Here is a 17,135-nt window from a genome sequence, read left to right as displayed (position 1 = left end):
TTCGCTCGCGCACCCCCTGAGTCAGGAGAGACCGGTGTCAGACGTCCGTGTGATCATCCAACGCGATTCCGAGCGGGACGAGCGCGTGGTGGCCACGGGCACTACGGCGGCGGAGCTCTTCGCCGGCGAGCGCACCATCGTCGCCGTCCGCATCGCGGGCGAGCTCAAGGACCTCAGCCGCGAGGTGCAGGACGGCGAGACCGTCGAGCCCGTGGAGATCTCCTCCCCGGACGGGCTGGACATCCTGCGCCACTCGACCGCGCACGTCATGGCGCAGGCCGTGCAGGAGCTGTTCCCCGAGGCCAAGCTGGGCATCGGCCCGCCGGTCCGGGACGGCTTCTACTACGACTTCGACGTGGCGAGGCCCTTCACTCCCGAGGACCTCAAGGCCATCGAGAAGAAGATGCAGGAGATCCAGAAGCGCGGCCAGCGCTTCGCCCGCCGCGTCGTCACCGACGAGGCGGCCCGCGAGGAGCTCGCGGACGAGCCGTACAAGCTGGAACTCATCGGCATCAAGGGTTCGGCGTCGACCGACGACGGCGCGAACGTCGAGGTGGGCGGCGGCGAGCTGACCATCTACGACAACTTCGACGCCAAGACCGGCGACCTGTGCTGGAAGGACCTCTGCCGAGGCCCCCACCTGCCCACCACCCGTAACATCCCGGCGTTCAAGCTGATGCGCAACGCCGCCGCCTACTGGCGCGGCAGCGAGAAGAACCCGATGCTCCAGCGCATCTACGGCACCGCGTGGCCGTCGAAGGAGGAGCTGAAGGCCCACCTCGACTTCCTCGTGGAGGCCGAGAAGCGCGACCACCGCAAGCTCGGCACCGAGCTCGACCTGTTCTCCGTACAGGACGAGATCGGCTCCGGCCTGGCCGTCTTCCACCCGCGCGGCGGCGTCATCCGCCGCACCATGGAGGACTACTCGCGCAAGCGGCACGAGGAAGAGGGCTACGAGTTCGTCTACACCCCGCACGCCACCAAGGGCACCCTCTTCGAGAAGAGCGGCCACCTGGACTGGTACGCGGAGGGTATGTACCCCCCCATGCAGCTCGACGGTGGTACCGACTACTACCTCAAGCCCATGAACTGCCCGATGCACAACCTGATCTTCGACGCGCGCGGCCGCTCGTACCGCGAACTGCCGCTGCGCCTCTTCGAGTTCGGCACCGTGTACCGCTACGAGAAGTCCGGCGTCGTGCACGGCCTGACCCGCTCGCGCGGTTTCACCCAGGACGACGCGCACATCTACTGCACCAAGGAGCAGATGGCGGAGGAGCTCGACCGCACGCTGACCTTCGTGCTGAACCTGCTCCGCGACTACGGTCTGACCGACTTCTACCTGGAGCTGTCGACCAAGGACCCGGAGAAGTTCGTCGGCAGCGACGAGATCTGGGAAGAGGCCACCGCGACGCTCCAGCAGGTCGCCGAGAAGCAGGGCCTGCCCCTGGTTCCGGACCCGGGCGGCGCCGCGTTCTACGGCCCGAAGATCTCGGTCCAGTGCCGCGACGCGATCGGCCGCACCTGGCAGATGTCGACCGTGCAGCTCGACTTCAACCTGCCGGAGCGCTTCAACCTGGAGTACACCGGCCCCGACGGCACCAAGCAGCGCCCGGTCATGATCCACCGCGCGCTCTTCGGTTCCATCGAGCGGTTCTTCGCCGTCCTGCTGGAGCACTACGCGGGCGTCATGCCGCCGTGGCTCGCCCCGGTCCAGGCGGTCGGCATCCCGATCGGCGACTCGCACATCGAGTACCTGCAGGCGTTCGCCGCCGAGGCGAAGAAGAAGGGCCTGCGCGTCGATGTGGACGCCTCGTCCGACCGCATGCAGAAGAAGATCAGGAACCAGCAGAAGCTGAAGGTCCCCTTCATGATCATCGTCGGTGACGAGGACATGGCCGCGGGCACCGTCTCCTTCCGCTACCGCGACGGTTCGCAGGAGAACGGCGTCCCGCGCGACCAGGCGCTGGCGAAGCTCGTCGACGTCGTGGAGCGCCGCGTCCAGGTGTGACGCGTCCCCTGCTGCCGCAGGGATCGAGCCCCCGGGGAACTCAGTTCCTCGGGGGCTCCTCTTCGTCCTCCCGCCGGAAGGCCTGGAGCATCCAGGACGAGAACGAACCCGTCACCGCGCCCAGCAGCGCCAGCCCGCCGGCCATCATGAACGCCGCGATGATCCGTCCCCCCGGGGTCACCGGGGCCATGTCCCCGTAGCCCACCGTCGTCAGCGTCTCGCAGACCCACCACACCGCGTCCCCGAGGGTCAGGATCGAGGCCCCCGGGGCCCGGCGCTCGAAGTGGTGGACCCCGAGGGCGCCCGCGAAGCCGAGCAGCCCGGCCGACAGGCCCGCGTACGACATCACGCGCGCGTACAGGTTCCGGCGCGGGCGGTTGTAGCGGGCCTGGACCGCGTCGTGGACCTTGACCAGGCGCAGCGGCCGCAGCATCGGCAGCAGCACGACCAGGGTGTCCAGCATGTGCAGGCGCACGAAGTGCAGGGGCCGCAGGCCGCTCAGGATCAGCCGGGCCGCGTAGTCCACGACGAAGCACAGCCAGGTCAGCAGCACGACGCCGACGCCGATGGCGCGTACGAGGGGGTGGACCTCGTAGGCCAGGACGGCGAGGGTGAAACCGGTGAGGAAGATCAGGGAGGCGAAGAACAGCGGCAGTTCGGTCCGGCGTTCCCAGGCCTTGTCGCGGGTCTCGGGTGCATCGTGCATGGGCTCAGCATCGTGGGTGCGCCGTAGCTCTTCGCCCCGGCGACACGCCGCTCCGGGCCAAGGTCATATGCTGCATCCCATGACGATTGAGCCGGAGCAGCAGATCGGTGTGGGCACGCAGGACGCGTTCCAGCGTCTGTGGACGCCCCACCGGATGGCCTACATCCAGGGGGAGAACAAGCCGACCGGGCCGGAGGCCGGGGACGGCTGTCCCTTCTGTGGTATTCCGGACATGTCGGACCAGGACGGGCTGGTCGTGGCCCGGGGCAAGCACGTCTACGCCGTGCTGAACCTCTACCCGTACAACGGCGGCCACCTGATGGTCGTGCCGTACCGGCACGTGGCCGATTACACGGACCTGGACGCCGCCGAGACCCTCGAACTCGCCGATCTCACGAAGCGGGCGATGGTCGCGCTGCGCAAGGCCTCCGGTGCGCACGGGTTCAACATCGGCATGAACCAGGGCCAGGCCGCCGGCGCCGGGATCGCCGCGCACCTGCACCAGCACATCGTGCCCCGCTGGGGCGGGGACACGAACTTCATGCCGGTCGTGGGCCACACCAAGGTGCTGCCCCAACTCCTCGCGGACACCCGCCAGATGCTCGCCGACGCCTGGCCGGCCTAGGGTCGTGGCCGGGCCGCCCGCGGGGGTTCAGGCATCGTAGACGTCGGCCTTGCGCGGTGCGGCGTCCTGGACCGCGCCACTGACGATCATCGAGCGGTTGGTGAAGCGTTCGGTGTCGACGCCGTTCTCCTCCAGGACCCGCATCGCGGCGGTGTGCACCGCCCGCAGGACCGGGGTCGCGGCGCGCATCGCGTCGTCCGCCATGAAGCGGTGGCGCCACGGCTGGCCGGCCCAGACGTGGCGGACGCCGAAGGGCTCGGGGAGGACGAGCTTGCCGCCCAGGAAGTCCAGGACCGGCGGGTACCAGGTGAACGGCGCGCGCACGGCGAGGCGCACGACCTCCGTGGCGTCGACCAGCGGCAGCGGCCGCTCCACGGTCTCCCAGAACCGTACGGACTTGGGGACCTCGACCACCGGGGCCTTCGACTTGGTGGTGAACAGGCCGTGCACCGGGCCGAGCGCGTGCCCGGTGACCTCCACGCGCAGCGTCTTGTAGAGCACGGTGACCGTGACCAGCATGGTGATCACGAGCTGGCCGTCCCAGAGCGGGTACTGGATGCCGAGGTAGTGCCGGTTGCCGGCGCTGAACTGCTGCTCGTTGCAGATCCGGGTGATCTCGTGCGGCTTGATCAGGAAGGTGTCCACGTCCGCTCCGGTGGGGCGGGTCACTTCCTTGGCGCCCTCGCCGACCGGGGTGACGATCCAGTGCATGATCGAAGCGGGCGGGAGGCCGCCGGTGTGCAGGGGGCCTCGCTCCAGTTTGCGCAGCTGGGTGTCGATCGCGCGTATGACGTCCCAGCTGCGGAAGGGGTGGATCTCGTGGCCCTCGGTCTTGGGCGCGAGCTCCTCGGCCATCTGCCAGCTGCCCCAGCGGGTGCCCATGCCGAGTATGCCCTTGGGGCCGGCGTAGAAGACCGAGTTGCTGCGGTCCTCGGCGGTGAGCTTGGCCAGGGATTGGCGCAGGTCCTCGCGGGCCTTCTCGTCGGGGTTGCCGGGGACGGCTTCGGGGATCTTGGCGGCCACCCCGCCGCCGCCCGCGAGGAGGCCGTCCCAGCGGGAGCGCAGGTCCAGGGCGGTGGCCTCGCAGAGCCGGCGGGCGAAGAACCAGCCCAGGGCGGGGGCGATGATCATGGCGCGGAGGTAGATGCCGAGGAGGCCGGTCACCGGCAGCCGGAACATGAGTACGGCGGCCACCAGGCCCACGCCGACGAGGAGCGCCGTGCCCAGCCAGGAGGCGCGCTTGGCCTCGGAGGAGGCCAGGGCCTTGCGGACCCAGAACAGGCCGAGCCACAGCAACAGGCCGGGAAGGAACAGCACTCCGCAGACCAGCATGATCATGCGGAGCTTGCGGTCGCGCTCCTTGCGGATGCGGGAGGCGGCCAGACAGTGCTCGACGACGGTCTGCGGGTCGGCGCCGAAGGACTGGATGAGGGGCTTGCGGGCGGCCGGGATGGTGCGGGCCTCGACCGCGCGGCAGAAGGCCTCGCCGAGATTGGGTTCGAGGAGGGAGATCTTGCCGGGTTTGACGACCGACTCGTGGTACTCGTTGTTGGCGTCGAGTATGGAGGCCAGTGCGGTGTCCGCCGCGCCGTCCCGGTAGGCGGCGGAGGCGAGGGCGTTGGTCGCGGCGGTCTGGCCGCTGCCGCCCTGGAGCGGGATCTGCGCCCCGGGCCTGAAGTCGAATCCGTCGTCCGCCACGGCTGCCCCCATCGCTGTGCGTCGTACTCGTGTGCGGGCCTGCCCGCGATGCCGCCCGCTCCGGGCGGTGTTCCCGGCGCGGTGTGTGTGCCCTGTCCGCTCGGTCTACCCGTTCGGACCGCCCGCCCCACGCGCGGACGAGCCTATCGGCCGATTCCTCCCCATGGTCATGGGACAGGTAAATGCCGCCCACCGCAAGCGGGTTGGATGAGCGGCCGGAATGACGCTATGTCAATTAAGTTCCCTTCTCTGTCTGTTCGCGTAGCTTGTCCGCTATCTGTGGTGGCATCGGCTCGTGGCGCGCGTACGTCCGGCTGAACAGCCCGGTGCCGTGCGATACGGAGCGCAGCTCGACGGCGTACCGGCCGATCTCGATCTCGGGGATCTCCGCGAGGACGCGGGTGCGTCCGGGGCCGGCCGCGTCGGTGCCGACCACACGGCCCCGGCGGCCGGCGAGGTCGCTCATGATGGGGCCGACGTACTCGTCGGGGACGAGTACGGAGAGCTCGGCGACCGGTTCGAGGAGCTGTACGGCGGCCCCGGCGGCGGCTTCGCGCAGGGCGAGGGCGCCGGCGGTCTGGAAGGCGGCGTCGGAGGAGTCCACCGAGTGGGCCTTGCCGTCGAGCAGGGTGACGCGTACGTCGACCAGCGGGTAGCCGGCCGCGAGCCCCCGGGCGGCCTGCGCGCGCACCCCCTTCTCCACGGACGGGACGAACTGGCGCGGAACGGCCCCGCCGACGACCTTGTCGACGAACTCGATGCCGCTGCCCGGCGGCAGCGGCTCGACCTGGATCTCGCAGATGGCGAACTGGCCGTGCCCGCCGGACTGTTTGACGTGCCGTCCGCGGCCGGCGGATTTGGCGCCGAAGGTCTCGCGAAGGCTGACCTTGTGCGGGACCGGGTCGACCTGGACCCCGTACCGGGTGCGCAGCCGTTCGAGGGCGAGGTCCTGATGGGCCTCGCCGAGGCACCACAGGACGAGCTGGTGGGTGTGCGGGTTCTGTTCGAGCCGCATGGTGGGGTCTTCGGCGACCAGCCGGGCCAGCCCCTGGGAGAGCTTGTCCTCGTCGGCCTTGCTGTGGGCCTCGATGGCGAGGGGGAGCAGCGGGTCGGGCATGGACCAGGCCGCCATGAGGAGAGGGCGGTCCTTGGCGGAGAGGGTGTCGCCGGTCTCGGCGCGGGTGAGTTTGGCCACGCAGGCCAGGTCGCCGGCGATGCAGTGGGCGAGGGTGCGCTGCTGTTTGCCGAAGGGCGAGGTCAGGGCGCCCACGCGTTCGTTCGCCTCGTGGAGAGCGCCGTCCTCGTGACCGCGGTCCGTGAGCCCGTGGCCGCTCACGTGGACCGTCTCGTCGGGGCGCAGGGTGCCGGAGAAGACGCGGACGAGCGACACGCGGCCGACGTAGGGATCGGAAGAGGTCTTCACCACCTCGGCGACGAGCGGCCCGTCGGGATCGCAGGTGACGTCGGGTCGGGCCGCGCCGTCGGGGGTGGTGACGGTGACGGGCGCCCGCTCCTGAGGGGTGGGGAAGCCGCCGGTGATCAGTTCGAGCAGCTCTACGGTGCCCAGGCCCTTGCGGGCTCCGTCGGCGGCGGGGGCGGCCATCAGGACGGGGTGGAAGGTGCCGCGGGCGACGGCGCGCTCCAGGTCGTCGACCAGGGTCTTGAGGTCGACGTCCTCACCGCCGAGGTAGCGGTCCATGAGCGTCTCGTCCTCGCTCTCGGCGATGATCCCCTCGATCAGCCGGGCACGGGCGTCGGTGATGAGGGCGAGCTCGCCGGGGTCCGGGTCGCGCTCCACGCGGTCGCCGGAGGCGTAGTCGTAGACGCGCCGGGAGAGCAGCCCGAGCAGGCCGGTGACCGGGGCGTGGCCGTCGGGGGCGGCGGGGCCGTGCAGGGGCAGGTAGAGCGGGCGTACGGCGTCCGGGTCGTCCGCTCCGAAGGCGTCGCCGCACACGGCGGTCATCTGGGTGTAGTCGGCCCGGGCGGCTTCCAGGTGGGTCACGACGATGGCGCGCGGCACGCCGACGGCGGCGCATTCGTCCCAGACCATCCGGGTGGCTCCGGAGAGCCCGTCGCCGTCCTCGGCGGCCGAGACCACGAAGAGGGCCGCGTCGGCGGCGCGCAGGCCCGCCCGGAGCTCTCCGACGAAGTCGGCGTAACCGGGGGTGTCCAAAATGTTGATCTTGATTCCGGCCCACTCGACGGGGACCAGGGAGAGCTGGATGGATCGCTGGCGGCGGTGCTCGATCTCGTCGTAGTCGGAGACGGTGGCGCCGTCCTCGACGCGCCCGGCCCGGTTCACGGCGCCGGCGGCCAGGGCCAGGGCTTCCACCAGTGTGGTCTTGCCGGCTCCGCTGTGGCCGACCAGCACGACGTTGCGTACGGACGCCGGACGGTCGGCCGCCGGTGCTCTGCCGGCGGCTCCGGATTGGTGTGATGCGGCTCCCACGATGCTCGTGCCTCCCGATTGGAGGGGAAATGGGCTCCTTCGAGCTTTGCACTGCCGTCACACCGCGTCCATACGTCGTACCGGAGCCGCCCGGGAGCCGCCCGGGAGCCGCCCCGCGAGGCATCGGGGGAGGGACCCGGAGAAGGCGTCCGGGGGAGCGTCCGCAGGAGCGCCCGGGACGGCTCCCCGAACGTGGCGAACGGCCTGAGATCGGCTTGCGCCGAGTGAACCGGTGGGTGCGCGGCGCCGACGGCCCGGGGCCCTGGCTACGATGGGCCAGCCGGTGGCCGTGGTGGCCGTGCGGCCCAGCGACCCTCCGGGAAGGCCATGCTGAACAAGTACGCGCGTGCATTCTTCACGCGTGTTCTCACGCCATTCGCCGCATTTCTGCTCCGAATGGGAGTGAGTCCCGACGCGGTCACGCTCATCGGCACGGCCGGAGTGGTGGCCGGAGCCCTGGTCTTCTTCCCCATGGGCGAGTTCTTCTGGGGCACGATCACCATCACGCTCTTCGTCTTCTCCGACCTGGTGGACGGGAACATGGCCCGCCAGGCCGGCGTCTCCAGCCGGTGGGGCGCGTTCCTCGACTCCACGCTCGACCGGGTGGCGGACGCGGCAATCTTCGGCGGACTCGCGCTCTGGTACGCGGGCTCCGGCGACGACAACGCGCTGTGCGCGGTCGCCATCTTCTGTCTGGCCAGCGGGCAGGTGGTCTCCTACACCAAGGCCCGCGGCGAGTCGATCGGGCTGCCGGTGGCCGTCAACGGGCTCATCGAGCGCGCCGAACGCCTGGTGATCACGCTGGTCGCGGCCGGTCTGTCCGGGCTGGAGACCTTCGGGGCCCCCTCGTGGATCGGCCTGCTGCTGCCGATCGCGCTGTGGGTGGTCGCGGCGGGCTCGCTCGTGACCCTGATCCAGCGCGTGGTGACCGTACGGCGCGAGTCGGCGGAAGCCGACGCGGCCGCTGCGGCCGCCGCTCCCTCCGAAGGCGGTACGGCCTGATGGGCAAGGCACAGGACAAGCTGGTCGACAGGCTCTACGGGCTCGGCTGGGCCGGGGTCAAGAAGCTGCCCGAGCCGGCCGCGCAGGCCCTCGGCCGGCGGATCGCGGACTTCGTCTGGAAGCGGCGCGGAAAGAGCGTGCTGCGCCTGGAGTCGAACCTGGCCCGGGTGGTGCCGGACGCGACGCCGGAACGGCTGCACGAGCTGTCGCACGCGGGCATGCGCTCCTACATGCGGTACTGGATGGAGTCCTTCCGCCTGCCGACCATGGCCAAGGAACGCTTCAGCACCGACGTGCAGATGAAGGACGACCACATCCTGCGCGAGGCCCTGGCCTCCGGACGCGGAGTCGTGGTCACCCTGCCGCACCTGGCCAACTGGGACCTCGCCGGCGCCTGGGCCGTCACCCACATCGGCGTTCCCTTCACCACCGTCGCCGAGCGGCTCAAGCCGGAGACCCTCTACGACCGCTTCGTCGCCTACCGCGAGAGCCTGGGCATGGAGGTGCTCCCGCACAACGGCGGAGCCGCCTTCGGCACGCTCGCACGGCGGCTGCGCTCCGGCGGGCTCGTCTGCCTGGTCGCGGACCGCGACCTGTCGGCCTCCGGGGTGGAAGTGGACTTCTTCGACTCCGCCACACGGATGCCGGCCGGACCCGCCCTGCTCGCCCTGCAGACCGGCGCGGTCCTGCTCCCGGCCACCCTGTACTACGGGGAGGCGCCGCAGATGTACGGCCGGATCCATGCTCCGGTGAAGGTGCCCGGCACGGGCACCCGGCAGGAGAAGACGGCCGTCATGACCCAGGCGGTCGCCGACGCCTTCGCGCAGGGCATCGCCGAACACCCGCAGGACTGGCACATGCTCCAGAGGCTGTGGCTGGACGATCTGGACACCGCCGGCCGGCCCGAGGAGCACCCCGCGTGAAGATCGGCATCGTCTGCCCGTACTCCTGGGACGTTCCCGGCGGGGTCCAGTTCCACATCAGGGACCTGGCGGAGCACCTGATCGGCCTCGGACACGAGGTGTCGGTCCTGGCCCCGGCGGACGACGAGACCCCGCTGCCCCCGTATGTGGTCTCGGCGGGCCGGGCGGTGCCGGTGCCGTACAACGGGTCGGTAGCCCGGCTCAACTTCGGCTTCCTGTCGGCTGCCCGCGTGCGGCGCTGGCTGCACGACGGGGTCTTCGACGTCGTGCACATCCACGAGCCGACCGCCCCCTCGCTGGGCCTGCTGACCTGCTGGGCGGCGCAGGGGCCGATCGTGGCCACCTTCCACACCTCCAACCCGCGCTCCCGGGCGATGCTCGCCGCCTACCCGATCCTGCAGCCGGCGCTGGAGAAGATCAGCGCCCGGATCGCGGTGAGCGAGTACGCGCGGCGGACCCTGGTCGAGCACCTGGGCGGCGATGCGGTGGTCATCCCCAACGGCGTGGACGTGGACTTCTTCGCCAAGGCCGACCCCAATCCCGCCTGGTCGGGCCAGACCCTCGGCTTCATCGGCCGGATCGACGAACCGCGCAAGGGCCTGCCCGTCCTCATGGCGGCCTTCCCGAAGATCGTGGAGGCCTGCCCGGACGTACGCCTCCTCGTGGCGGGCCGCGGCGACGAGGAGGAGGCGGTCGCCTCCCTGTCGCCCGAACTCCGCTCCCGGGTCGAGTTCCTCGGCATGGTCTCCGACGAGGACAAGGCACGGCTGCTGCGCAGCGTCGACGTGTACGTGGCCCCGAACACGGGCGGCGAGAGCTTCGGCATCATCCTGGTCGAGGCCCTCTCGGCCGGCGCGGCGGTCCTCGCCGCCGACCTGGACGCCTTTGCCCAGGTCCTGGACCAGGGAGCGGCGGGCGAACTCTTCTCGAACGAGGACTCCGGCTCCCTGGCCGCGGCGGCGATCGCCCTCCTGCGCGACCCCGCCCGCCGCGAGGAACTGAGCATCCGCGGCGCAGCCCACGTACGCCGCTTCGACTGGTCGACGGTGGCGGCGGACATCCTGGCGGTCTACGAAACGGTGACCGACGGCGCGACGGCGGTGGCGGAGGACGAGCGGGTACCGCTCCGCACCCGCCTGGGCCTCTCCCGCGACGCGTAGCCCGCGACCTGCTGACCGGGTCGTGCAACCCGGGTCGTTCGCCCCGGATCGCATCCGCCGGCTCAGCCGGCGGAGACGACCCGGTCGGGCCGGCCGCCGGGAGCAAGGGTCACTTCGAAGACCTGACCCCCCGCGGTGGTCATGCGGATCCGGTCCGGGGCCGTCCACACGACCTCGCGGAGCTCATTGTCCGGATCGTCGCCGTTGAAATGGCCGACAGGCCAGCGGCGCTCCAGGGGCCAGCCTCCCTCGTGGACGTAGACGGACCACAGCGGGTCGATCATGGCCGAGCCCTCCTCCACGACGAGCCGCCGGTCGGTGCGGCCGGGGGCCGACTCGCTCCTCGTCTCCTCGGACGGACCGGCCGGCCCCGAGAGGACGCCCGCCATCAGCACGAACGGGATGCCGAGGACGAGCAGCGGGACGCACAGCGCGATCCGCGCGGCGGATTTCTCCAGCCCCAGCAGGACGGCTCCGGTGAGCGCGGCCAGAGCGAGCCAGCCCAGCAGGACCAGGTGCTCACGGATCCGGCCCAGCAGCACCAGGCCGCCGGGGTGGTCCTGCAGGAAGGCCGCGGTGCCCGTGGCCACGAGGGCGCCGGCCACGCCCAGCAGGAGCCCGGCGGAAGGTCTGCGGTAACGCGTGTGGTCCATGGTTCCCCCCGAACGGCGTGATCGGGCAGCCTAGTGCTGTGGCCGGAAAGGTTTGCCGGGTCGCGGTGTCCGGTGCGGTGCATCGCGAGGCGGAGGACCACGACCCGTACTGGACGTACCGGCGTGGTCCGACAACGCAGGGGGCACCTCCCCGCGGTAGCTGGGGGAGAGGTGCCGTGCCGGGCGCCGCGACACGGTGAACCTTTCCGGTCACAGCACTAGGCACACGGGAGCCGCCTGTACCAGGGCGGATGGGGGTTGGGGTGTCCCGGAGCGGTAGGGTCGCCCAGCGTGATCGAAACCCTTGTCTGGATTGCCCTCGCGCTCGGCCTCGTCGGGGTCTACCTCAGCTGGACCGCAGGCCGCCTCGACCGGCTGCACTCCCGGATGGACGCCGCCCGCGCCGCCCTCGACGCGCAGCTCGTGCGCCGGGCCTCCGTGGTGCTGGAGGTCGCGACCTCCGGGGTGCTCGACCCGGCCTCCGCCCTCGTCCTGTACGAGGCCGCGCACGCCGCCCGCCAGGCGGAGGAGGAGCACCGGGAGGTCGCCGAGAGCGAGCTCAGCCAGGCGCTGCGGGCGGTGTTCGCCGACTCAGGGCAGGTCGACGCGCTGAAGGCCGCCCCGGGCGGGGCGGAGGCCACCGAGGAGCTCGCGGCCGCGGTCCGCAGGGTCCCCATGGCACGGCGGTTCCTCAACGACGCCGTACGCGCGGCCCGGGCCCTGCGCCGGCACCGCAAGGTCCGCTGGTTCCGGCTGGCAGGCCACGCGCCCTTCCCGTTGGCCTTCGAGATGGACGACGAGCCTCCGGTGGATCTGGCGGAACGGCCGTAACTTGTACCCAATGGCCAAATCGCGAGGAGCCACCGGCTGCACATTGGCCCTTGCAGTGGACTGGTCGACAGGGTTTCCTCGGTCGAGTACCACCAGGTCTCCAGTACCGCCTGAATCTTCCTTTCGAGTGAGGTCATTCCGTGAGCACGCTTCCCTCCACCCCCCAGTCCGCTGAGTCGGCGATCGGCACCTCCCGCGTCAAGCGCGGCATGGCCGAGCAGCTCAAGGGCGGCGTGATCATGGACGTGGTCAACGCCGAGCAGGCGAAGATCGCCGAGGACGCCGGCGCCGTGGCCGTCATGGCCCTGGAGCGGGTCCCCGCCGACATCCGCAAGGATGGCGGCGTCGCCCGGATGTCCGACCCGAACATGATCGAAGAGATCATCGAGGCCGTTTCCATCCCCGTCATGGCCAAGTCCCGCATCGGCCACTTCGTCGAGGCCCAGGTGCTCCAGTCCCTCGGCGTCGACTACATCGACGAGTCCGAGGTCCTGACCCCGGCCGACGAGGTCAACCACTCCGACAAGTGGGCGTACACCACCCCCTTCGTCTGTGGTGCCACCAACCTGGGCGAGGCCCTGCGCCGCATCGCCGAGGGCGCGGCCATGATCCGTTCGAAGGGCGAGGCCGGTACCGGCAACGTCGTCGAGGCCGTCCGTCACCTGCGCCAGATCAAGAACGAGATCGCCCGTCTGCGCGGCTACGACAACAACGAGCTGTTCGCCGCCGCCAAGGAGCTGCGCGCCCCGTACGAGCTGGTCAAGGAAGTCGCCGAGCTCGGCAAGCTCCCGGTCGTGCTGTTCTCCGCCGGTGGCGTCGCCACCCCGGCCGACGCCGCCCTGATGCGCCAGCTCGGTGCCGAGGGCGTCTTCGTCGGCTCCGGCATCTTCAAGTCGGGCGACCCGGCCAAGCGCGCCGCCGCCATCGTGAAGGCCACCACCTTCTACGACGACCCGAAGATCATCGCGGACGCCTCCCGCAACCTGGGCGAGGCCATGGTCGGCATCAACTGCGACACCCTCCCCGAGTCCGAGCGCTACGCCAACCGCGGCTGGTAGTCCTCATATGACCACCCCCGTGATTGGTGTCCTGGCACTCCAGGGCGACGTACGGGAGCACCTGATCGCCCTGGCCTCGGCTGACGCCGTGGCCAGGCCGGTCCGGCGTCCCGAGGAGCTCGCCGAGGTCGATGCCCTGGTGATCCCCGGCGGCGAGTCCACGACCATGTCGAAGCTCGCCGTGCTGTTCGGCATGCTGGAGCCGCTGCGCGAGCGCGTACGGGCCGGGATGCCGGTCTACGGCACCTGCGCCGGCATGATCATGCTCGCCGACAAGCTGCTCGACGGCCGTGAGGACCAGGAGACCCTGGGCGGCATCGACATGATCGTGCGCCGCAACGCCTTCGGCCGGCAGAACGAGTCCTTCGAGGCCCAGGTCGATTTCTCGGGCATCGGGGGCGGCCCCGTCGAGGGCGTCTTCATCCGCGCCCCCTGGGTCGAGTCCGTCGGCGGCGCCGTCGAGGTGCTCGCCACGTACGACGGCCACACCGTCGCCGTACGTCAGGGCAACGTCCTCGCGACCTCTTTCCACCCGGAGCTCACGGGCGACGACCGGGTCCACGCGTACTTCGTCGACATGGTGCGCGCGGGGCTGTAACGGCGTCCCGGTAGGATCTGAGGCGAACACTGTTGGTGACGCGAAGGAGACAGGCAGATGTCCGGCCACTCTAAATGGGCTACGACGAAGCACAAGAAGGCCGTGGTTGACGCCAAGCGCGGCAAGCTCTTCGCGAAGCTGATCAAGAACATCGAGGTCGCGGCCCGTATGGGCGGCGCCGACATCGATGGCAACCCGACGCTCTTCGACGCCATCCAGAAGGCCAAGAAGAGCTCGGTCCCGAACAAGAACATCGACTCCGCGGTCAAGCGCGGCGGCGGTCTCGAGGCCGGCGGCGCCGACTACGAGACGATCATGTACGAGGGCTACGGACCGAACGGTGTCGCGGTGCTCATCGAGTGCCTCACCGACAACCGCAACCGTGCCGCGTCCGACGTGCGGGTCGCCATGACCCGCAACGGCGGTTCGATGGCCGACCCGGGCTCGGTCTCCTACCTGTTCAACCGCAAGGGCGTCGTTCTGCTGCCCAAGGGCGAGCTCTCCGAGGACGACGTCCTGGAGACGGTGCTGGAAGCGGGCGCCGAAGAGGTCAACGACCTCGGCGACCAGTTCGAGATCATCAGCGAGGCCACCGACATGGTCGCGGTCCGTACCGCGCTCCAGCAGGCCGGCATCGACTACGACTCGGCCGACTCCAACTTCCTGCCGACCATGCAGGTCGAGCTGGACGAAGAGGGCGCGCGCAAGATCTTCAAGCTGATCGACGCGCTGGAGGACAGCGACGACGTGCAGAACGTCTTCGCCAACTTCGACGTCTCGGACGAGGTCATGGAGAAGGTCGACGCCTGATCCAGGCGCCGATCGCTCACAGCGTCGGGCAGCGGGCCGACGGGGACACACCCCGTCGGCCCGCTGCTTTGTCAGTGGCACCCGATAGCCTGCCTAGCTGTACGTACAGGAGATCGAAGAGGGGGCGGGGTGCGGGTACTCGGCGTTGACCCGGGACTGACCCGGTGCGGTGTCGGTGTGGTCGAGGGGCTGGCGGGCCGTCCCCTGGCGATGCTCGGCGTGGGGGTCGTACGGACGCCCGCGGACGCCCAGTTGGGCCTCCGGCTCGTCGCGATCGAGCAGGGCATCGAGGAATGGCTCGACGAGTACCGGCCTGAAGTGGTCGCGGTGGAACGGGTGTTCAGCCAGCACAACGTCAGCACGGTGATGGGTACCGCTCAGGCCAGTGCCGTCGCCATGCTGTGCGCCGCACGCCGCGGGCTTCCGGTTGCCCTGCACACCCCGAGCGAGGTCAAGGCCGCCGTCACCGGCAGCGGCCGCGCCGACAAGGCGCAGGTCGGAGCCATGGTCACCCGGCTGCTGCGGCTGTCCGCCCCGCCCAAGCCCGCCGACGCCGCGGACGCCCTCGCCCTCGCCATCTGCCACATCTGGCGCGCCCCCGCGCAGAACCGCCTCCAGCAGGCCGTCAACCGGCATGCCGGCGCCTTGAAAGGCCGCACCACATGATCGCCTTCGTCAGCGGCCAGGTCGCCGCTCTCGCCCCCACCCTGGTCGTCATCGAGGTCGGGGGAGTGGGCATGGCCGTGCACTGCACGCCGAACACCATCGCCGGCCTGCGGACCGGTGAGCCGGCCCGGCTGGCGACCTCCCTGGTCGTACGGGAGGACTCGCTGACGCTGTACGGCTTCGCCGACGACGACGAGCGCCAGGTCTTCGAAATCCTGCAGACCGCGAGCGGAGTCGGGCCGAAGCTCGCGCAGGCGATGCTCGGGGTGCACAGGCCGGACGCACTGCGGGTGGCCGTCTCCGTCGGGGACGAGAAGGCGCTGATGGCCGTCTCCGGCATCGGGAAGAAGGGCGCGCAGAAACTCCTGCTGGACCTCAAGGACAAGCTCGGCGCGCCGCTGGGGTCGAGCGGGATGGTCGGCGCGCAGCGCGCGGCGGCGTCCGGTCCCGCGCCGTGGTCGGAGCAGCTGTCCGCGGCGCTGATCGGCCTGGGCTACGCCTCCCGCGATGCCGAGGAAGCCGTTTCCGCCGTGACCCCCCAGGCGGAAGCAGCCATTGCCGCCGGCGGTTCCGCCCCGGTTCCACAGCTGCTGCGCGCCGCCCTCCAGTCCTTGAACCGAGCCCGGTGACGCCAGTGCGGCGCCGTTGCCGGGGGCCGGCCCCCGGACCCCCGCTCCTCAGACGCCGGCGAGGCTGGATTCGGCTGAGACCGGCCCGCACGTGCGCGTAGCGCACTGTGCGTTCGGCGGGCCGACACCGGCGAGAATCCAGCCGCTGCGGCCTTTGAGGAGCGGAGCCGGGGGCGGCGCCCCAGTAGACGGCCCGCGCGCACACCACCGCACCACCGAGAAGGCAGACTGACACCGTGAACTGGGATGACGAGAGCGACGACCGGATCGTGGCGGCCGCGGCGGACGGCGAGGACACGGCCGTCGAGGCGGCCCTGCGGCCCAAGGACCTCGACGAGTTCGTCGGCCAGGAGAAGGTACGCCAGCAGCTGGACCTGGTCCTCAAGGCGGCCCGCCAGCGCGGCGCCACCGCCGATCACGTGCTGCTGTCGGGCGCCCCGGGCCTGGGGAAGACCACCCTGTCCATGATCATCGCTGCCGAGATGGGCGCGCCCATCCGGATCACCTCCGGCCCCGCCATCCAGCACGCCGGCGACCTCGCCGCCATCCTCTCCTCCCTCCAGGAGGGCGAGGTCCTCTTCCTCGACGAGATCCACCGGATGTCCCGGCCCGCCGAAGAGATGCTCTACATGGCGATGGAGGACTTCCGCGTCGACGTGATCGTGGGCAAGGGTCCGGGGGCCACCGCCATCCCGCTGGAGCTGCCCCCCTTCACCCTCGTGGGGGCCACGACCCGGGCCGGCCTGCTCCCGCCGCCGCTGCGCGACCGCTTCGGCTTCACCGGCCACATGGAGTTCTACGCCCCCGAGGAACTGGAGCGCGTCATCCACCGCTCCGCCCGCCTCCTCGACCTGGAGATCGACACCGCCGGCGCCGCCGAGATCGCCGGGCGCTCGCGCGGAACCCCCCGTATCGCCAACCGGCTGCTGCGCCGCGTCCGCGACTACGCCCAGGTCAGGGCCGACGGGGTGATCAACCGTGAGGTCGCCCGCACGGCCCTGCGGGTCTACGAGGTCGACGAGCGCGGCCTCGACCGGCTGGACCGGGCCGTCCTGGAGGCGCTCCTGAAACTCTTCGGCGGGGGGCCCGTCGGACTGTCGACGCTCGCCGTCGCCGTCGGCGAGGAGCGGGAGACCGTGGAAGAGGTGGCCGAGCCGTTCCTCGTAAGGGAAGGGCTTCTGGCCAGGACCCCGCGGGGGCGGGTCGCGACCCCGGCCGCATGGGCTCACCTGGGACTTGTGCCGCCACAGCAGGGCGGGAACGGATCAAGCGGACAACAGGGCCTGTTCGGGACCTGACGGCGCGGACGTTCGCCC

At 70.8% G+C, this 17,135-nt stretch carries 16 protein-coding genes; 12 read left to right on the top strand and 4 right to left on the bottom strand.

Annotated elements, in window-relative coordinates; genetic code table 11:
- The first annotated feature begins 34 nt into the window (after positions 1–34).
- A complete protein-coding gene (gene thrS / locus OTB20_RS02190; protein ID WP_267814792.1) occupies positions 35–2,011 on the top strand; it encodes a threonine--tRNA ligase in 1,977 nt (658 codons plus the stop codon).
- 40 nt (positions 2,012–2,051) lie between these two features.
- Here thrS and OTB20_RS02185 read toward each other — a convergent pair whose 3' ends face one another.
- Complete coding sequence (locus tag OTB20_RS02185) at positions 2,052–2,717, bottom strand: potassium channel family protein (protein WP_267814790.1); 666 nt, start codon at positions 2,715–2,717, stop codon at positions 2,052–2,054.
- A 67-nt stretch (positions 2,718–2,784) separates the two neighbouring features.
- Between OTB20_RS02185 and OTB20_RS02180 the strand changes: the two genes are divergently transcribed.
- Entirely contained in the window at positions 2,785–3,342 is a 558-nt protein-coding gene (locus OTB20_RS02180) for an HIT family protein (protein WP_267756817.1), read from the top strand.
- Between the two features lie 27 nt (positions 3,343–3,369).
- Here OTB20_RS02180 and OTB20_RS02175 read toward each other — a convergent pair whose 3' ends face one another.
- Together OTB20_RS02175 and OTB20_RS02170 are read right to left on the bottom strand one after the other, a co-directional pair.
- Positions 3,370–5,040: a hypothetical protein gene (locus tag OTB20_RS02175; protein ID WP_267814789.1), complete on the bottom strand. Its 1,671-nt coding sequence runs from the start codon at positions 5,038–5,040 to the stop codon at positions 3,370–3,372.
- 235 nt (positions 5,041–5,275) lie between these two features.
- Complete coding sequence (locus OTB20_RS02170; protein ID WP_267814786.1) at positions 5,276–7,489, bottom strand: elongation factor G-like protein EF-G2; 2,214 nt, start codon at positions 7,487–7,489, stop codon at positions 5,276–5,278.
- 327 nt (positions 7,490–7,816) lie between these two features.
- On the opposite strand from OTB20_RS02170, the gene pgsA reads away from it, so the two are divergent.
- The 3 genes from pgsA to OTB20_RS02155 are packed head-to-tail and all read left to right on the top strand — an operon-like array spanning position 7,817 to position 10,574.
- Complete coding sequence (pgsA, locus tag OTB20_RS02165) at positions 7,817–8,491, top strand: phosphatidylinositol phosphate synthase (protein ID WP_267814785.1); 675 nt, start codon at positions 7,817–7,819, stop codon at positions 8,489–8,491.
- Positions 8,491–9,414 (top strand): phosphatidylinositol mannoside acyltransferase, encoded by a 924-nt coding sequence (locus tag OTB20_RS02160; protein WP_267814784.1) that lies wholly within the window; start codon positions 8,491–8,493, stop codon positions 9,412–9,414. Before pgsA ends, OTB20_RS02160 begins: the two co-directional genes overlap by 1 nt.
- The gene (locus OTB20_RS02155; RefSeq protein ID WP_267814783.1) at positions 9,411–10,574 is read left to right on the top strand and encodes a glycosyltransferase family 4 protein; all 1,164 of its coding nucleotides are present in this window, start codon (positions 9,411–9,413) and stop codon (positions 10,572–10,574) included. Before OTB20_RS02160 ends, OTB20_RS02155 begins: the two co-directional genes overlap by 4 nt.
- Positions 10,575–10,636: 62 nt before the next feature.
- Here OTB20_RS02155 and OTB20_RS02150 read toward each other — a convergent pair whose 3' ends face one another.
- Positions 10,637–11,227 (bottom strand): hypothetical protein, encoded by a 591-nt coding sequence (locus tag OTB20_RS02150; RefSeq protein ID WP_267814781.1) that lies wholly within the window; start codon positions 11,225–11,227, stop codon positions 10,637–10,639.
- A 291-nt stretch (positions 11,228–11,518) separates the two neighbouring features.
- Between OTB20_RS02150 and OTB20_RS02145 the strand changes: the two genes are divergently transcribed.
- The 7 genes from OTB20_RS02145 (at position 11,519) to ruvB (ending at position 17,117) form a co-directional block, all read left to right on the top strand.
- Entirely contained in the window at positions 11,519–12,058 is a 540-nt protein-coding gene (locus OTB20_RS02145; protein WP_267814780.1) for a hypothetical protein, read from the top strand.
- Positions 12,059–12,198: 140 nt separating this feature from the next.
- Positions 12,199–13,116 (top strand): pyridoxal 5'-phosphate synthase lyase subunit PdxS, encoded by a 918-nt coding sequence (gene pdxS, locus OTB20_RS02140; RefSeq protein WP_112446777.1) that lies wholly within the window; start codon positions 12,199–12,201, stop codon positions 13,114–13,116.
- A gap of 7 nt (positions 13,117–13,123) precedes the next feature.
- Positions 13,124–13,714: a pyridoxal 5'-phosphate synthase glutaminase subunit PdxT gene (pdxT, locus tag OTB20_RS02135; RefSeq protein WP_267814779.1), complete on the top strand. Its 591-nt coding sequence runs from the start codon at positions 13,124–13,126 to the stop codon at positions 13,712–13,714.
- Positions 13,715–13,771: 57 nt separating this feature from the next.
- Positions 13,772–14,524: a YebC/PmpR family DNA-binding transcriptional regulator gene (locus OTB20_RS02130; RefSeq protein ID WP_267756808.1), complete on the top strand. Its 753-nt coding sequence runs from the start codon at positions 13,772–13,774 to the stop codon at positions 14,522–14,524.
- Between the two features lie 129 nt (positions 14,525–14,653).
- Positions 14,654–15,190, top strand: a complete 537-nt coding sequence (gene ruvC, locus OTB20_RS02125; RefSeq protein ID WP_267814778.1) for a crossover junction endodeoxyribonuclease RuvC — start codon at positions 14,654–14,656, stop codon at positions 15,188–15,190.
- A complete protein-coding gene (gene ruvA / locus OTB20_RS02120; protein ID WP_267814777.1) occupies positions 15,187–15,819 on the top strand; it encodes a Holliday junction branch migration protein RuvA in 633 nt (210 codons plus the stop codon). The genes ruvC and ruvA overlap by 4 nt, the downstream gene beginning before the upstream one ends.
- Before the next feature lie 236 nt (positions 15,820–16,055).
- A complete protein-coding gene (gene ruvB, locus OTB20_RS02115; protein ID WP_267756805.1) occupies positions 16,056–17,117 on the top strand; it encodes a Holliday junction branch migration DNA helicase RuvB in 1,062 nt (353 codons plus the stop codon).
- The last annotated feature ends 18 nt before the right edge of the window (positions 17,118–17,135 follow it).

Origin of the sequence: Streptomyces sp. H27-H1, from assembly GCF_026627445.1 — a bacterium.
Taxonomy (GTDB): domain Bacteria; phylum Actinomycetota; class Actinomycetes; order Streptomycetales; family Streptomycetaceae; genus Streptomyces.
Note: the sequence above shows the minus strand (reverse complement) of the source record. Positions and strands in the feature narration are given on the sequence as shown.